Origin of the sequence: Janthinobacterium amylolyticum (genome assembly GCF_051380655.1) — a bacterium.
Taxonomy (GTDB): Bacteria; Pseudomonadota; Gammaproteobacteria; order Burkholderiales; family Burkholderiaceae_D; genus Janthinobacterium.
Genome location: NZ_JBNYXL010000002.1, coordinates 556,103 through 573,408, shown reverse-complemented (window position 1 = coordinate 573,408; position 17,306 = coordinate 556,103). Strand labels below are relative to the sequence as shown.

The window sequence follows — 17,306 nt, the reverse complement described above, 5'->3', positions numbered from 1 at the left end:
CGCTATAGTAGAACTGTCTCCTCCAATTCGTTCTCCGAACATTGGATTACGCCCGCGATTACAACCGCGGGCTTTTTTTTGCCTGCGTTTTACATTATCTTCATCATTCCTTAACTAAATCGGGCGACTTAGTTATATCAATCGTTTGAGATATATGATTAAATCGCCGGCATGATTGAAAAAAACGCCATCCCCACCGCGCCAGCCGACGACGGGCGCAAGCCCCGCTCCGATGGCGAACAGTCGCGCGAGCGCCTGCTGCATAGCGCCATCCGCCTGTTCGCCGAACACGGCTACGCCAAGACGTCCACGCGCGAACTGGCGCAGGCAGCCGGCACGAATGCGGCCGCCATCAGCTACTATTTTGGCGACAAGGCGGGCCTGTACCGCGCCGCCTTCGCCCAGCAATCGTCGGACCCGCAAGACAATATCGCCCTGTACGACCAGCCCCACTTCACCTTGCGGCAAAGCCTGGAAGGCTTTTATGCGCAGCTGCTCGCGCCCATGCAGCAGGGCGAGATCGCGCGCGACTGCATGCGCCTGTGGTGCCGCGAAATGCTCGAGCCGACAGGCCTGTGGGCGCGCGAGATCGACCAGAACATCCGCCCCGAGCACGAAGCGCTGACGCGCGTGCTGGCACGCCACCTGGGTGCCGCCAGCGACAGCGACGACATGCACCGCCTGGCCTTTTCCATCGCCTCGCTGGCCCTGCAGCACATGGTCGGCGCCGAGGTACTGCACACCTTGCGCCCGCAACTGCTGGAATCGCCGCGCGCCATCGACACCTGGCTGGCGCGCATGACCGACTACGCGCTGGCCATGGCCGAGGTGGAGCGCCGGCGCCTGCCCCATTCCTCTTCACCCGATACCGCTCAACGACAAGCACAAGGACCAGCATGACGATCATTCAATGCACCGTTCAACGCGCCCTGGCCGCCAGCATCGCGCTGGCCCTGGGCGGTTGCGCCCTGCAGGGCCCGCCCGCCCAGGTGCCCGCCGCCGCTCCCGTCCAGTGGCAGGCGCCGCTGCCGCACAACGGCAGCCTGACGGACCTGGCCAACTGGTGGCGGAACCAGGGCGACAGCCTGCTGGTGGAACTGATCACGGACGCGCAGCAGGTCAGCCCCACCATCGCCGCCGCCGGCACGCGCATTGCGCAGGCGCGCGCGGACCGCATCGCCAGCGGCGCCGCGCTGGCGCCCACGCTCGATGCCACGGGCAGCGTGGTGCGCACCAGCCAGCAGTCGGCGCAACCCGGTGGCACCACATCGCAGGCGGCGCTGCAGGCGTCGTGGGAAATCGACGTGTTCGGCGCCAACCGCGCCACGCGTGACGCCGCGCAGGAGCGCTACGACAGCGCCCGCGCTGGCTGGCACGACGCGCGCGTCTCCGTCGCCGCCGAAGTGGCGAACCAGTACTACGCCTTGCGCGCCTGCCGGCAATTGCAGGACGTGGCCGAACAGGATGCCGCCTCGCGCCGCGATACGGCGCGCCTGACGGAGCTGAGCGCCGGCGCCGGCTTTCAGGCACCCGCCAACGCGTCACTGGCCCGCGCCAGCGCCGCCGAAGGCGCCAGCCGCGCCATCGAACAGCGCGCCGCCTGCGACGTCAGCGTGAAAGCCCTGGTGGCCCTGTCGGCCATGCCGGAAGACAGCCTGCGCCAGAAGCTGGCCGCCAGCCCCTTTGTCGCGCCCTCGCCGGTGGCCATCGCGGCACTGCCGGCGCAGACGCTGGGCCAGCGCCCTGACATCTACAGCGCCGAGCGGGAAGTGGCGGCCGCCAGCTTTGAAGTGCGCGGCGCGCAGGCGCAGCGCTATCCGCGCCTGAGCCTTGCCGGCTCCATCGGCAAGGGCAATATCCGTTCCGGCGGCACCAGCATCACGGCCAGCACCTGGAGCATCGGCCCGCTGGCCGTCAGCCTGCCCATCTTCGACGGCGGCACGCGCCGCGCGCAGGTCGACGCCGCCACGGCGCGCTACGACGAGGCGGTGGTGAAATACCGCGCCGGCGTGCGCCAGGCCGTGCGTGAAGTGGAAGAGGCGCTGGTCAACCTGGCCAGCACGGACGCGCGCAGCGGCCACGCAAAGACGGCCCTCGAAGGCTACCGCGTCTCGTTCGTCGCCACCGAAGACCGCTACAAGAATGGCCTGGCCAGCCTGATCGAACTGGAAGACGCGCGCCGCACGCGCCTGGCCGCCGAAAACACGGTGGTCAACCTCGAGCGCGAACGCAGCGCCGCCTGGGTGGCGCTGTACCGCGCCGCCGGCGGCGGCTGGAACAGCAGCAGCGCCATCGCCAACAACGCACCCTGACGGATAGACAACATGAAAAAACTGACCTTGAAACCGATGGCCTTCGCGCTGGCCACCCTCTGCCTGGCGCTGGGCGCGGGCGTTGCCCTGTATGCCCCGTCGTCCACGGCGGCCGACGACGCCAAAGACAAGAACGCGGCGCAAAAGCCGGCGCTGACCGTCACCACGGCCAAGCCGCAGACGGCCAGCCTGCCCATCAAGCTGAGCGCCAACGGCAACGTGGCCGCCTGGCAGGAAGCCGTCATCGGCAGCGAATCGAACGGCTTGCGCCTGACGGAAGTGCGCGTGAATGTCGGCGACGTGGTGCGCGCCGGCCAGGTGCTGGCCGTGTTCTCGAACGACACCGTGAACGCCGACGTGGCGCAGGCCAGGGCCGCCGTGCTGGAAGCGGAAGCGAATGCCGCCGAAGCTTCCGCCAACGCGCAGCGCGCCCGCTCGCTGCAAAGCACGGGCGCCATCAGCGCCCAGCAGATCAGCCAGTACCTGACGGCCGAACAGACGGCCAACGCGCGCATCGCGTCCGCCAAGGCGCAGCTGGCGTCGCAGCAGCTGCGCCTGAAATACACGCAGGTGCTGGCGCCCGACAGCGGCGTCATCTCCTCGCGCTCGGCCACCGTCGGCTCGGTCGTGGGCGCCGGCACGGAACTGTTCCGCATGATCCGCCAGGGCCGCCTGGAATGGCGCGCCGAAGTAACTGCCACCGAGCTGCTGAATCTGAAGCCAGGTACTCTGGCGCAGGTAAAGGCGGCCAATGGCAGCGTCCTGACGGGCAAGGTGCGCATGATCGCCCCGACCGTCGACCCGCAGACCCGCTCGGCCCTCGTCTATGTCGACCTGCCGGCCAGCACGGGCACCAACGCGCCGTTCAAGGCCGGCATGTACGCCAGCGGCGAATTTGAACTGGGCACCTCGGGCGCGCTGACCGTGCCGCAGCAAGCCATTGCCGTGCGCGATGGCTTCAGCTATGTCTTCCGCCTCAATCCCGACCAGCGCGTCAGCCAGATCAAGGTGCAGCCGGGCCGGCGCCTGACGGACCGCATCGAGATCCTCGGCGGCATCACGGCCGATACCACCATCGTCGTCAGCGGTGCCGGTTTCCTCAATGACGGCGATCTGGTTCGCAATGTCCAGGCCCCGGCACACACCCCGGCGGCGGCGGCCAAGCCTGGCGTCGCTCAGGCAGCGAAAAAGTAAGGAGAGGCCATGAATTTTTCCTCCCTCTCGATCAAGAACCCCATCCCGGCCATCATGCTGTTCGCGCTGCTGACCCTGGCCGGCCTGCTGGCCTACAAGGCCAATCCGGTGCAGGATTTCCCCGACATCGAACTGCCCATCGTCACCGTCAGCGCCGTGCTGCCCGGCGCCGCGCCGGCGCAGCTGGAAACGGAAGTGGCGCGCAAGATCGAAGACTCCGTCGCCACCCTGCAAGGCGTCAAGAACATCTATACCAAGGTGCTCGACGGCGTGGTCACGGTGACCGTCGAATTCATCCTGGAAAAGCAGATCGCCGAAGCCGTCAACGATGTGCGCGACGCCGTCGCCCGCGTCAAGGCGGACATGCCGGCCGAGCTGCGCGACCCCACCGTCACCAAGGCATCCACGGCCGGACGCGTGGTGCTGACCTTCATCGCCACGGCGAAACCGGGCGTCGACAATCCGCTCGACGCACCCGACCTGTCCTGGTACGTCGACAACACGGTGGCCAAGCGCCTGTTGACGGTGCCCGGCGTGGGCGCCGTCACCCGCGTCGGTGGCGTGTACCGCGAGATCCAGGTGGAACTCGACGAGGCCCGCATGGCGGCGCTGAAGGTGTCGGCGCTCGACGTGTCGCGCCAGCTGCGCCTGGTACAGCGCGAAGCGCCCGGCGGCCGGGGCGACGTCAGCGGCGCCGAGCAGTCGGTGCGCACCATCGCCACCGTCAAGACGGCCGATGAACTGGCCAAGGTCGACATCCCCCTGCCGGACGGGCGCCACGTGCGCCTGGAGCAGGTGGCCACGGTGCGCGATACCATCGCCGAACCGCGCGCGCTGGCCGAGCAGGATGGCAAGACGGTCGTCGCTTTTGAAGTGTTCCGCACCAAGGGCGCCAGCGAAGTGGCCGTCGCCAACGGCGCGCGCGCCGCCATCGCCGACCTGCAGAAGGAAAACCCCAGCGTGGTGCTGCAGCAGTCGATCGACAATGCCTTCCCCGTCGAGGAAAACTTCGACGGTTCGATGGAGCTGCTGTACGAAGGCGCGCTGCTGGCCGTGCTGGTGGTGTGGTGGTTCCTGCGCGACTGGCGCGCCACCCTGGTGGCCGCGGCCGCCCTGCCCCTTTCCGTGATGCCGGCTTTCCTCGGCATCTACTGGTTCGGCTACACGCTCAACACCGTCACCCTGCTGTCGCTGGCCCTTGTCGTCGGCGTGCTGGTCGACGACGCCATCGTGGAAATCGAAAACATCGAGCGCCATCTGCGCATGGGCAAGTCGCCGATGGAAGCGGCGATGGAAGCGGCCGATGAAATCGGCATGGCGGTGATCGCCACCACCTTCGCGCTGGTGGCCGTGTTCCTGCCGACGGCCTTCATGAGCGGCATTCCCGGGCTGTTCTTCAAGCAGTTCGGCTGGACCGCCGTGCTGGCCGTGCTGGCGTCGCTGGTGGTGGCGCGGCTGCTCACGCCAATGATGGCGGCCTACATCTTGAAGCCGCTGCCGCACAAGGAAGAACAGGATGGCTGGCTGATGACGCGCTACCTGCGCGTCATGCGCTGGTGCCTGCGGCACCGTGGCATCACGGCCATCGCCTCGGCCCTGTTCTTTGTCGGCTCCATCGCGCTCGTGCCGCTGCTGCCGACGGGCTTCGTGCCGGCCGCCGACCGCGCGCAGACGCAGATCAACCTGGAGCTGCCGCCCGGCTCCACCCTGGCGGAAACGCAGGCCGTGGCGGCGATGGCGCGCGATGCAGCCATGCGGATTCCCGGCATTCAGGGCGTCTTCAGTTCGATCGGCGGCGGCTCCAGCGGCGACGCCTTCGCTCCCGGCGCCGCAGCCGAGGCGCGCCGTGCCGTGCTGACCCTGACCACCGTGCACCGCACGGATCGCAAGGAATCGATGGCCGGCCTGGAAACGCAGCTGCGCCACAAGCTCGACAGCATTCCCGGCGCCCGCTTCACCGTCGGTCCGCCCGACACGGGCGTCAAGATGCAGTTGGTGCTGCGCTCGGAAGATCCGGTGGCGTTGATGGCGGCGGCGCAAAAGGTCGAGCGCGAACTGCGCGGCCTGAAAGGCATCGGCAACGTCAACTCCAGCGCCTCGCTGGTGCGCCCGGAAATCATCGTGCGCCCCGACTTTGCGAAAGCGGCCGACCTGGGCGTGACGGCGGCGGCCATCGGCGAAACCGTGCGCGTGGCCACGGCCGGCGACTACGATACGGACCTGACGAAAATGAACCTGCCGGAGCGGCAGGTACCGATCCGCGTCAAGCTGCCCGACAGCGTGCGCGCCGACCTGGCCGCCATCGAGCGCCTGACGGTGCCCGGCAAGAACGGCCCCGTGCGCCTGGCGAATGTGGCGACCGTGACGATGGAAAGCGGCCCGGCGCAGATCGACCGCCTGAACCGCAGCCGCAACGTGACCCTGGACGTGGAACTCGGCTCGCGCACCCTGGGCGAATTGAACGAGGAAGCACGCGCATTGCCGTCGATGAAGAACCTGCCGCCTGCCGTGAAGATCGCGGAACTGGGCGACGCGCAGGAAATGGCCTCGCTGTTCGCCAGCTTCGGCCTGGCCATGCTGATTGGCGTGCTATGCATCTACTGCGTGCTGGTGCTGCTGTTCAAGGACTTCATGCAGCCGATCACCATCCTGGCGGCGCTGCCGCTGTCGATCGGTGGCGCCTTCGTGGCCCTATTGATCACGGGCAGCGCCCTGTCGATGCCGTCGATGATCGGCCTGATCATGCTGATGGGGATCGTCACGAAAAACTCGATCCTGCTGGTCGACTATGCGATCCTGGCGCGCCAGGCGGGCATGAACCGCTTCGACGCGCTGGTCGACGCCTGCCACAAGCGCAGCCGGCCGATTTTGATGACGACGATCGCCATGGGCGCCGGCATGATGCCGCTGGCGCTGGGCTGGGGCGCCGATCCGAGCTTCCGTTCGCCGATGGCCATTACCGTCATCGGTGGCCTGATCACCTCGACCTTATTGAGCCTGCTGGTGGTGCCTGCCGTGTTCACCTACATCGACGACCTCGAGCACCTGCTCAAGCGCGGCGTGGCGGCACTGCGCCGCCACAAGGCGCCGGCGCATGGCGACGGCAAGGTGGCGCTGGAAAAGTAAGCGCCGCATCTGATTGTAAAGTCGCCCCCTGCGGGCAAGGAAGCGAGGGACCGGCCAGCAGGCCGCGCTCCCTCGCTTGCGTCTATCTGGCATACTGCGCCCATCGTTAATGAATGCACGCTGCCCTGCCTATGAAATACTGTACCCCGCTCGCCCTGCTATTGGCCACGACCCTGCTCGGCGCCTGTTCGGATAAAACCGCTCCCGCCGGCGCCGGCGCCGCCGACACGGCTGCCGACGTCGCCGCCAGTTCCCCTGCCGCTGACGCTGCCGCAGCGGCGGCATCGGACGCATCGTCCGAGTCAGTGCGCCCGCCGTCCGCCACCGCCCCAAAGACGGAAGAGATGAACACGCCCCAGGCGCGCGAGCGCGAGGCGGGCATGATGCGCGCCGTCTTCGGCAAGGATTACCGCGACGACAGCGACGATGCGCTGGCCGACCTGCCCGACCCGGACAAGCATATCGACAAGCTCAGTTACGTGGTCAGTGCGGTCAGCCACAAGCTGCTGCCCGATGGCCGCGCCATCCTGGTGGCGAATGCGGAAACGGCCAACACGGAAGGCACGGCCGAATCGGCGCATGCCTCGCCGGGACTGTTGAACGTCTTTTTCCTGGCGCCCAAGGGCCAGCCGGGAGACGGCCAGTGGCAGGTCGTGAAACGCCTGGAAAACATCGCCGGCCTCGGTTCATCGGGGCAGCTCGGCGAAGTCCACTGGGTCACGCTGGGCGCGAACAAGCCGGGCCTGGCGATCCGCCACGGCTACACGGGCCAGGGCTACACCATCACGCAACTGGCGCTGTTTGAAATCGGCGACGGCAAGGTGACCGCGCTCGATGGCGGCATCGACCTGTACTCGGACAATATGGGCGCCTGCGGACCGGACACGGATGAATGCTGGATGGTCGACGGCAAGTGGCGTTTCGCGCAAGCGCGCGATGGCGGCGCCTACGATGACCTGCTGATCGACTTCAAGGGGGCGTCAGAGAAGATCAAGCCCGGCGTCACGGTCAAGCCGGACGAAGACCCGCCGCGCATCGCCACGCCGCTGAACGGCCACGCGCGCTATGGCTACGATGGCAAGGCATATAAATTGGTCGAGGGAAAGAACCCGGTGCCTGGCATTTAGCAGGACCAGGCCAGGGGTCAGACCCGGCGGGTCTGACCCCACGCAAGCGAGCTACCTGCGTGCCGCCTCCAGGCGCGCCAGCAGCGGTCCATACATCGAACGCGTATGGCTGCTCCAGCGTGCCATGGCGCTGTCGATGTCCGCGCACAGGCGCTCGGCCAGTACCTTGTCGCCCTGCTGCAGTGCCCAGATCGCGCACTCGGCGCGGCACTCGAAGCTGTTATAGCGCGTCAGCGCATCGTCGAATTCCGCCTTCGCCTCCGCCTGGCGCCCGCTTTGCGCCAGCGCACGCGCCGTCAGCAGCGATACCATCTCCGGGCGAAAATGCATATCGCTGCGGCGGATGAATGCCAGGTGCGTCAGCGCTTCGGCGCCCCGTTCGCATTCCAGGTAGGCGCGCGCCGCGCCCAGGCGGATTTCCAGATCCGATGAAAACGCCCCCTGCAAACATGCTTCATACGTCGCTGCCGCTTCCTGCGGGTTGCCCGCTTCAAGCTGCGCGCTGGCCAGGCGCATCTGGTTCTGCGCCGTCGGCGTGTACTCGAAGGCGGCTTTCGCCTCGCGCAGTTCGCGGTTCGGGTCGAGCACCTGCACCGCCACTGACGCCACCTTGCGCGCGCCTTGCGGCAGACGCGAGTTGGGCAGGTAGATGGCGAAGAAATACACCACGCTGCCCAGCAGCGGGAACATGAATAAAATGAGCAGCCAGTACAGCTGCTGCCCGTTGCGCACCACATGGATCGCAAAGAACAATGCGATCAGAATGTGAATGCCTATGCCAAAAATCGTCATGCCGCAACCTCGTTCGTGATGGGAGCGGCCGGCACCATGCCGCCGCTATCCCTGGTGAGAATATTACACTGGCCGCCCCCGGGCGTCATGCCGGGACGCGTGTGCTATGGCGCGCTGGCCTGCCAGCCGCCCCCCATGGCGCGGTACAGGTCAACCGAGGCGACAAGGATGCGCGTCTTCAGTTGCAGCAGTCCCACGTCGGCGCTGTACAGGGTGCGCTGGGCGTCGAGTTCTTCCAGATAGGACGCGTAGCCATTGCGGTAGCGGTTGTGCGCGATGCGCAGCGTATCGGCCGCCGTGGCGCGGCGCGCATCGTTTTCCACCGCTTGCTGCTGCAGGCGGTAGATGGCGCCCAGGCTGTTTTCCGTTTCGGCGAAGGCATTCCGCACCACGTTTTCATAGGTGTACACCAGCTGGTCGCGCTGCGCGCCGGCCGCATCCGTCTGCGCCTGCACGCGCCCGCCATCGAACAATGGGCCAGCCGCCAATGCCGTCAGGCGCCACAGGGCCGTGGGCGCATGCAGGAAATCGGTGAGTGTCGTGGCCTGGCCGCCGCCCACCGCCGTCAGCTTGAACGACGGCAGCAGCTGGTCGCGCGTGGCAGCCAGGCTGGCGTTGGCGGCCGCCAGGTTGTGTTCCGCGCGCGCGATGTCGGGCCGGCGGCGCAGCAGCTCGGACGGCAGCCCGGCCGGCACGGGCGGCGCGCTCAAATGCGCCAGCGGCAGGCCGCGTGCGATGGGGCCGGGGTTGCCGCCGACCAGCACCGCCAGCGCGTTTTCCTGTTCAAAGATCTGCCGCTGCAGCTGCGGCACCTGCTCGGCTGCCGCATGGTATTCGGATTGCGCCTGCAGCCATTCCAGGCGCGAACTGTAACCCACCTCGAACTGCTTGCGGGCCAGCTCGCGCGACTGTTCGCGCAGCTGCAGGGTCGACTGCGTCAGCGCCAGCTGCGCGTCCAGCCCGCGCAAATTCAAGTACGCCGTGGCCACGCTGGCGGCGATCGACAACGCCGCCGCATCGAGGCTGGCCTGCTCGGCACGGTAGCTCTCGCCGGCAGCATCGCTGAGTTTCGCCAGCCGGCCCCACACATCGATTTCATAGCTGGCCTGCAGCTCCGCCTGGAAGACGTTTGTCACGTAGGGCACGCCGCTGGACGCCAGGGTGCGCGTGCGCGTGGGCGAGCCGTCGAAGGCCAGGTTGGGCGCGCGGTTGGCGTCGGCCTGCGCCAGGCGCGCGCGGTATTCCTGCACGCGGGCGCGCGCCACGCGCAAGTCGCCATTGCGCGCCAGCGCCTCGCCCACCAGATCGCTCAACACGGGGTCGCCAAAGGCTTGCCACCACAGCTGCTCGACATGCGCACCGCTGGCCGCTGGCGCGCCGGCGGCCAGCGCGCGCCAGCCCGATGGCAGCTGCAGTGCCGATGCGGGCTGCGGCGGCGCGTTGGCGGCACAGCCGGCCAGCGCCAGCGCGCCGGCAATCAGTAGATACCGGCGCTTCATGGCCTGGCCTTCTTCGGCGCTGGCGGCGGCGCGGGATTGTCCGCCGAGTCGTTCAGCACGGCGGACGTATCGACGCTGACGACCACCGACATGCCAGGCACCAGGCGGCGCGCATTCGCCTGGCCCGGATCGATGCGGATGCGCACGGGAATGCGCTGGGCAATCTTGAGGTAATTGCCCGTCGCATTATCGGCCGGCAGCACGGAAAATTCGGAACCCGTGGCCGGCGAGATGCGCTCTACCTGTCCCGTCAGCACGGCGCCGTCAAGCGCGTCGACGTGGAAGGTGGCGCTCTGCCCTTCCTGCACGCCGTTCATCTGCGTTTCCTTGAAATTGGCGATCACCCACATCTGGCGCGGCACCAGCGCCATCAGCTGCGCGCCCGAATTCACGTATGCGCCCTGGCGCACCGCCACCTGGCCCAGCTGGCCATCGGACGGCGCCACGATGCGCGTGTTATCAAGGTCGATCTTCGCCGCCTTGACGGCCGCCTGCGCGTTCGCCACGGCCGCCTCCAGCGACAGCTTGTTGACCACCACGGAATGCGCGCTTTGCTGTGCGATGTCGAGGTTGGCCCTGGCCTGCGCCAGCGCCGCCGCCATCTGCGCCTGCGCCGCGCGCGACTGGTCGTGTTCGCGCTGCGACAGGGAACCGTCGGCCACCAGTTGCTCCACCCGGTTCAGGTCTGCGCTGGCCTTGCGCGCCTGCGCTTCCGCATTTGCCATCACCGCCTGGCTGACGGCGATACCCGCTTCCGCGCTGGCCTTTTGCTGCGCCCAGTTCGACAGCGCCGCCTGCTGCGCGGCCAGCTGCGCCTGCGCCTGTTCAAAGCGCTGCTGGTAAATGCGGTCGTCGATGCGCACCAGCAGCTGCCCTTCCTTGACGTCCATGAAGTCCTGCACCGTGACCTCCACGACATAGCCGGACAGCTGCGTGCCGATGATGGTTACCTGCCCCCGCACGGTGGCGTTCTCCGTCGTCACGATGGGGCTGGTGAACGGCGGCAGTCGCCATGCATACAGCACGATCAGCACGCCCACCAGGGCCACGGCGGCAAAGGCCAGCGCGGACAGCCACTGGTGGCGCCGGTCTGGCTGCGGCGGCGTGGATGCCGGCGCGGGCGCGGACGGAGCAGGTGCGGCAGGTGGAACGGCGGAAGGTGGCGTGGTGTTATTGTCTGTCATTGCTCGGTTCCGAATTGGTAATGGGGACGATGGACATGGCCGTCTGCGCGTCGCGCACCGGGCCGACCAGGCGCCGCGCGCCGACGGTGATGCGGGTCCAGAACTGGCTGACCAGCATCCACAGCAAGGTGGCGAGGGCGACGCCGGCGATCATCAGAAAAACATCGTTATAGGCGAGGACATTGGCTTCGCGCGTGGCGATGGCGCCCAGGCGCGCCACGCCTTCGGCGCTGCGCAAGGCGGGATCCGTCAGCACGCCGCTGTAGCCGGCCGCGCCCGACTGCACGCGGGCGGCCACCTGCGGGTCGAGCAGGGTGAGGTTTTCGACCAGGTAGCTGGAATGGTATTTTTCACGCGCCGTCTGGATAGTGCCGACAATGGCCGCCCCGAGCAAGCCGCCCAGGTTCTGCGTCATGGTAAACATCACGGAAAAACTCACCAGGTTGCGCGGTTCGGCGATCACGGCGCCCATGCCGGCCACCATGGTGGGACCGAGAAAATACGTGCCGCCAAAGGCCAGCAGGAACTGGCTGATGTACATATTGACGGGGCGCGTCTGGCTGGTGGCGTGCGCGTCGATCAGGGCACCAACGGCGATCAGCAGCAGCGCGAACATCAGCGAGCGGTTCAGGGTCGCCGGGTTGATTGTCAGCGCGCTGGCCACCAGGCCCGCCACGCTCCCCAGCAGCACCACGATGAACAGGTTCTGCATCTGGTCCGTGTTCAGGCCCAGCGCCTGCAGAAAGCCCACGGCACCCGTCGATTCGGATAGCACGATGCGAAACAGCAGCACCGATAAAAACAGCTTGGCGATCTTGCCCGTGGTGAGCCAGCGCGTGTTGAGCAAGGGCCGCGCGCGATTATGTTCGATGGCCAGGGCCGCCGTGATCAGCACGATGGCGCCGGCCAGGCTCACGCCCACCCATTCGGATTCCATCCACCACGCCGTGCGTCCCTGCGCCAGCACGGCGCACAGCAGGGCCATGCCGGGCGCGAACAGGATAAAGGTGAGGAAGTCGAGCGGTTCGAAGGTTTGCAGGCGGTCGCCGGGCGGCAGCTTCAGGGCCAGCACGCAGCCCAGCGCCAGCAGGGCCAGCCCCAGTTCGAACAGGTACAAGCCATGCCACTCGCCGATCTGCAGCAGTTCGGAGGTGAAAATGCGCGCCAGCGGCAGCGCCAGCTGGGCAAAGCCCAGGCCCAGCACCACGCCCTTCAGGCGGTGTTTGGCGGGGAAGGCCTGCAAGGTGTAGTACAGCCCCAGCACCCCCAGCGCGCCGCCCACCATGCCATGCGCGGCGCGCACGGCGATGGCCGACGACAGGCTGTTCGCGTACAGGTGGGCGAAGGTGACGAGCGCGTACAGCACCAGGAAAGCTTCCGTAAACAGGCGCAGGCCGAACTGCTGGCGAAATTTCACCAGCAGCAGATTCATCGACACGATGGTCATCACGTAGGCGGCCGGCAGCCACTGCATCTGGTAGGCATAGGCGGCCAGCGAACCTTGCAGGTTCAGCAGGTTCGCCGTCACCAGGCCGTTGCCCAGGCCTCCCGTCAGCGCGACGATCAGGCCGACGATGAAGTACGCGACGCGCCTGGGCGTCGAGTGTTCGGGCATCGATGGCGACCCGGGCAAGGTCGGGCGTTCGCCCGGCCCCCAGGTCCGTGGTGTGTACTTGTCCATGCGGCAATCGCGATCTGGTTTGCTGAAGCCGTTCCTTGCTGCCACTGTACCGTGGTGAAGCAAACAGTGGCAAATGAACAGTTCTAGTCAGCAGCATATCACCGCAGGACGTTTTCATTGTTTACATTGCTGGACGCTGGGGTGCCGCCGTTCACGTCCCCGCGCTCACGTCCCCGTTTTCGCGCCGCCGCCGCGCCGGCGCGAAAAATACCAGTCGGCCGCGTAGCGGATCGCACAGGCCAGCAGCGTCATCTGCAGGCTGGCAACGGCCAGGGCGCGCGGCGTTGCGCTGAAACTGGCAAACAGCAGAGCCAGGGCGGCAAAGACAAAGCCGAATTGCAGCGTGCGGCGCGCTGGCGTGGCCAGCGCCGCCTGCCCGGAAAAATACCAGCCCAGGCCCGCATACAGCGTGGCGGCGACAGCCAGCATGCATGCCGCGGGCATGGCAGCCGGCGCCAGCCAGCCGGAGGCCGACAACAGCGCGGCGCCCGCCGCCAGCAGGGCCAGCACGGCCGCAACGCGATAGCGCATGGCGGGTGCGCCGGCAACTGCCGCCACCGGCAACGGGCTGTCTTGCGCCACCGGCTCGCGCAGCGACAGCGCGCGCACGTCGATGCCAAAGACGGCAGCGAGCGCCATGCGCGTTTCATTCGACGCGCTGCCATCGGCTTCGACCCGCTGTATCGTGCGCAGGCTGACGTCGGCGCTGGCCGCCATTTGCTCCTGCGACCAGGCGCGTTCCGTGCGCAGGCGCCGAACGGTGCTTGCATCAATTTTCATGTCGTCATCCATGGTAAGGCTCCAGTAGAAAAGAAAGAAGCCAAGGATGCCGAGTTTACAACAGAAATACGACGACACGATGCCGCCAGCGGGGCGACAGCAAGCCGCCACCCCCGCAATGCGGCGCGCTGGCGCCCTGCGTCACACCCTGGGCGGGTCCGTCTCGCGCGCAAATGCCCGGTGCGCGGCCAGCGCCTTTTTGAGCGCTGCAACGGCTTTCACCGCTTCGCTGGAGGCCACGATGAAGATGGCGGGGTCAGGCTGGCCATCGGGCAGCGACGCCGGTATACCGGCCTTGTCCAGCAAATCCTTGGCCGCGCCGATGGCCAGCATGGGTTTGCAGTGGCGGTACTGCAGGCGCAGGAAATCGAGCGCGTTGGCATCGCCGGCCAGCTGCTGCACGGCACCCTGCCCGTCCGGCACCACGACAGCATCGAACAGCACGCCAGGCCCCGCCTCCAGCGAGATCTCCACGGCCAGCGGCGCGCCGCCGCTCGTGTCGACCTTGCCCAGGTGGCTGCCCACCAGGCGTGGCACGGCACCGTCGGCCAGCAGCGAGGCGTAGATGCTGCGCACCTGCGCGCCATCGCTGCCCGGCCCCACCAGAATGGCCACGCGCAAGGTATGGATGCCTGTTTTGCCGGGCCGGAAAAACAGCGACAGGGCCGGCGATGGCGGATAGACGGGCACCGCTTGCGGCAAGACGGGCGGCATGGCCGCCGGCAAGGCCAGGCCCAGTCCATCGGCCAGCCGCTGCGCCAGGGTTTCATCGACATTGCGCAGCATGGCCACGATGCGCTTGCGGATGGCCACCGTCTGCACCTTGCTCAGCTCGAAGCGGAACGCATGCACGATATGGTCCTGTTCGACGGGCGTCTGGCTGATCCAGAACAGCCGCCCCTGGGCGTAATGCTCGGCGAATTTCTCGGGCTTGCCGCGCACCTTGTCGCCCTCGGCGGAGGCGGGAAAGCTGTTGAAGCCCCTGGCGCCCGCCTGGTAGGGAAAGCCGCCCGCCAGCGAATTGGGTTCATATGCCACCCTGCCCCGGTTGATGGCCTGGCGGTGGATGCCGTCGCGCTGGTTGTTGTGCAGGGGCGCCAGCGGCGAATTGATGGGAATTTCGTGGAAATTGGCGCCGCCCAGGCGCGTGATCTGCGTGTCCACATACGAGTGGATGCGGCCCTGCAGCAGCGGGTCGTTACTGAAATCGATGCCGGGCACGATGTGCGCCGTGCAGAAAGCCACCTGCTCTGTCTCGGCAAAGAAATTGTCCGGGTTGCGGTTCAGGACCATCTTGCCGACAGGGACCAGCGGCACCAGTTCCTCGGGGATCAGCTTGGTGGGGTCGAGCACATCGAAGGGAAATGCCTCGGCCTGTTCTTCCGTAAAAATCTGGAAAGCCAGCTCGTATTCCGGATAGTCGCCGCACTCGATGGCTTCCCACAGGTCGCGCCGGTGAAAATCCGAATCGGCGCCGCTGATCTTGACGGCTTCGTCCCACACCAGCGAATGCGTGCCGGCCAGGGGCGACCAGTGGAATTTGCAGAAGACCGACTGCCCCTTGGCATTCACGAGACGGAAAGTATGCACGCCGAAGCCCTGCATCATCCGGTAACTGCGCGGGATGGCGCGGTCGGACATGACCCACATCAGCATGTGCGTGATTTCCGGCGACAGCGAGGCAAAATCCCAGAAGGTGTCGTGCGCGCTGGCCGCCTGCGGCATGCCGTTGTGCGGCTCGGGCTTGACGGCGTGGACCAGGTCGGGAAATTTCATCGCATCCTGGATGAAGAAGACGGGGATGTTGTTGCCCACCAGGTCCCAGTTGCCTTCGTCCGTATAAAACTTCACGGCAAAGCCGCGCACGTCGCGCGCCGTGTCGGTCGAACCGCGCTCGCCGGCCACCGTGGAAAAGCGCACGAAGACAGGCGTGCGCTTGCCCGCCTTGGAAAACAGCGCGGCGCGCGTATGCCTGCTTTGCTCCTTGTAGCATTCGAAGTAGCCATGGGCGGCCGAGCCGCGCGCATGCACGACGCGCTCGGGAATGCGCTCGTGGTCGAAATGCGTGAGCTTTTCACGCAGGATGAAATCTTCCATCAGGGTGGGGCCGCGCAAGCCCGCCTTCAGCGAATTCTGGTTGTCGCCCACGGGCACGCCCTGATTCGTCGTCAGCACGCGGCCGCTGTCGTCGGCGCGGGCGCGGTCCAGCGAGGCATTCGCGGCGTTTTCGCCCAGGGCCGGCGCACCGTCGCCGACTTTCGGCGATGGCGTCGTCTCGCCCGTGGTGCTGGCCGTGGCCAGCGGGTCGCCGGCGGCCACGTGGATGCCTTCCTGCGGCGTGCGCGCGGCGTCGCCATACTGGCCGGCTTCCTTGGGATTGTCGGGCATGGCGGCAGATAGCGCCTGGCCGCTGGCCGCCTTGACGAGCAGGGCCGCCGCATTGGGGTTGCTGCTGCCCAGGCTCTGCGGCGGATCTGTCTCGGATGGGCCGGACATGCTGCTCAATACGGAACCCGCACCGTCCGTGGACGGCGTTTTCTTGCTGGTAGCCATTACGTCTCCTGTGAGTAATTTGCCCCGGGAGAACGCTACAACTCCCTCATTCAGCGCACGAACAGGGCAATCAAAATAATGATGGGAATAGGTATGCCGATCAACCACAACAAAATGGAGCGCATCATCACTCTCCTTTACTGCCTGCTACTACCTTGCGCGCGCGGGCGCAGTCCCGGTCCGCCACGATGGCAAACCGGGCCAGCCCCCCTACGCGCTATCCTTGACAGGATCGCGTCGGACTTATTTGCGCGAACCCAGCAATTTAGACAGGCCATAACCGGCCGCTGCCGCAATCAGCAGGGATACGGCCGGGCGCTCGCGCACGTAGCCGCGGCCCGTTTCACCGGCGCGCTGGCAGGCGGCACCCAGCTGCTTGCCGCGCGCCATCAGGCGCTCGGAAGCCTTGTTTACGGTATCGCTGACCTGGTCGATGCGGTCGCCCACCTGGTCCACGCCGTCATGGGCGCGCGTGGCCACCTTGTCGGCCAGAGGCTGGGCCTGGTTAGCCACCTTGTCGATGGCGCTATGCAAATCCTTGCGGGTATCCTGGGCCGTACCGTTCAGGTCGGAGCTGGCTTTTTCTATCGCGTTCATGTTGGTTTCCTTGTAGTGGTGAAGTAACAAATCCAACCATGCTCGATGCCGTGACCGAATCATGATTCTCCCCGCTTCCGGGAAAACAGAAGCGGCTAAACGCTGCCGGGCTGAGCCATATCAAACAGTGGATCAGCAGCAAGCTGTTGGCACTACCTTAACCGCGCGGGCCACGGCCCACCGTGCGCTGTCTCACCTTGAGATGCAGACATAAATTCCTGGCGGAAATATCGATCACGGCCGGGCTGGTGGTGACACAGAAATTGAACAGCCGGTGCCGCAGCCGCCCGGTGCCGGCAGCGCCAGCAAGATGGAAAACGCCTGACGGCGGCCAGGCGGCGTGGCAGAGACAGCTTCGCTTATGCATCGTCCCTCTTTGAGAGCCTCCGCCAGCCCCATACAAATGTATGGAGTTATATCGAGATTTTACGCATAATATCGCCAATAAAATCCCTACATTA

12 protein-coding genes are annotated in these 17,306 nt (G+C 66.6%); 5 read left to right on the top strand and 7 right to left on the bottom strand.

Annotated elements, in window-relative coordinates; translation table 11 throughout:
* The first annotated feature begins 171 nt into the window (after positions 1 to 171).
* From ACQ4WR_RS06140 to ACQ4WR_RS06120, 5 genes are all read left to right on the top strand, one after another.
* Complete coding sequence (locus ACQ4WR_RS06140; protein ID WP_436485984.1) at positions 172 to 900, top strand: CerR family C-terminal domain-containing protein; 729 nt, start codon at positions 172 to 174, stop codon at positions 898 to 900.
* Positions 897 to 2,312, top strand: coding sequence for an efflux transporter outer membrane subunit (locus ACQ4WR_RS06135; RefSeq protein ID WP_436485983.1), 1,416 nt, complete (start codon positions 897 to 899; stop codon positions 2,310 to 2,312). The genes ACQ4WR_RS06140 and ACQ4WR_RS06135 overlap by 4 nt, the downstream gene beginning before the upstream one ends.
* A gap of 12 nt (positions 2,313 to 2,324) precedes the next feature.
* Positions 2,325 to 3,506, top strand: a complete 1,182-nt coding sequence (locus ACQ4WR_RS06130) for an efflux RND transporter periplasmic adaptor subunit (RefSeq protein WP_436485982.1) — start codon at positions 2,325 to 2,327, stop codon at positions 3,504 to 3,506.
* A 9-nt stretch (positions 3,507 to 3,515) separates the two neighbouring features.
* Positions 3,516 to 6,632, top strand: coding sequence for an efflux RND transporter permease subunit (locus ACQ4WR_RS06125; RefSeq protein WP_436485980.1), 3,117 nt, complete (start codon positions 3,516 to 3,518; stop codon positions 6,630 to 6,632).
* Between the two features lie 131 nt (positions 6,633 to 6,763).
* Positions 6,764 to 7,759 carry a hypothetical protein gene (locus tag ACQ4WR_RS06120; RefSeq protein WP_436485979.1) on the top strand — a complete coding sequence of 332 codons (996 nt, stop codon included), beginning with the start codon at positions 6,764 to 6,766 and terminating at the stop codon, positions 7,757 to 7,759.
* 51 nt (positions 7,760 to 7,810) lie between these two features.
* Here the strand turns inward: ACQ4WR_RS06120 and ACQ4WR_RS06115 are convergent, their stop codons facing one another.
* From ACQ4WR_RS06115 to ACQ4WR_RS06085, 7 genes are all read right to left on the bottom strand, one after another.
* Complete coding sequence (locus ACQ4WR_RS06115; RefSeq protein WP_436485977.1) at positions 7,811 to 8,551, bottom strand: tetratricopeptide repeat protein; 741 nt, start codon at positions 8,549 to 8,551, stop codon at positions 7,811 to 7,813.
* Positions 8,552 to 8,655: 104 nt separating this feature from the next.
* Positions 8,656 to 10,050, bottom strand: a complete 1,395-nt coding sequence (locus ACQ4WR_RS06110) for an efflux transporter outer membrane subunit (RefSeq protein ID WP_436485975.1) — start codon at positions 10,048 to 10,050, stop codon at positions 8,656 to 8,658.
* Complete coding sequence (locus tag ACQ4WR_RS06105; protein ID WP_436485974.1) at positions 10,047 to 11,234, bottom strand: HlyD family secretion protein; 1,188 nt, start codon at positions 11,232 to 11,234, stop codon at positions 10,047 to 10,049. The genes ACQ4WR_RS06110 and ACQ4WR_RS06105 overlap by 4 nt, the downstream gene beginning before the upstream one ends.
* Positions 11,221 to 12,915: an MFS transporter gene (locus ACQ4WR_RS06100; protein ID WP_180979591.1), complete on the bottom strand. Its 1,695-nt coding sequence runs from the start codon at positions 12,913 to 12,915 to the stop codon at positions 11,221 to 11,223. The genes ACQ4WR_RS06105 and ACQ4WR_RS06100 overlap by 14 nt, the downstream gene beginning before the upstream one ends.
* 165 nt (positions 12,916 to 13,080) lie before the next feature.
* On the bottom strand, positions 13,081 to 13,695 hold the full coding sequence (locus tag ACQ4WR_RS06095; protein ID WP_436485972.1) for a helix-turn-helix transcriptional regulator: 615 nt from the start codon (positions 13,693 to 13,695) through the stop codon (positions 13,081 to 13,083).
* 141 nt (positions 13,696 to 13,836) lie between these two features.
* Positions 13,837 to 16,248, bottom strand: a complete 2,412-nt coding sequence (locus tag ACQ4WR_RS06090; RefSeq protein ID WP_436485970.1) for a catalase — start codon at positions 16,246 to 16,248, stop codon at positions 13,837 to 13,839.
* Between the two features lie 243 nt (positions 16,249 to 16,491).
* On the bottom strand, positions 16,492 to 16,845 hold the full coding sequence (locus ACQ4WR_RS06085; RefSeq protein WP_436485968.1) for an ElaB/YgaM/YqjD family protein: 354 nt from the start codon (positions 16,843 to 16,845) through the stop codon (positions 16,492 to 16,494).
* Positions 16,846 to 17,306: the final 461 nt, after the last annotated feature.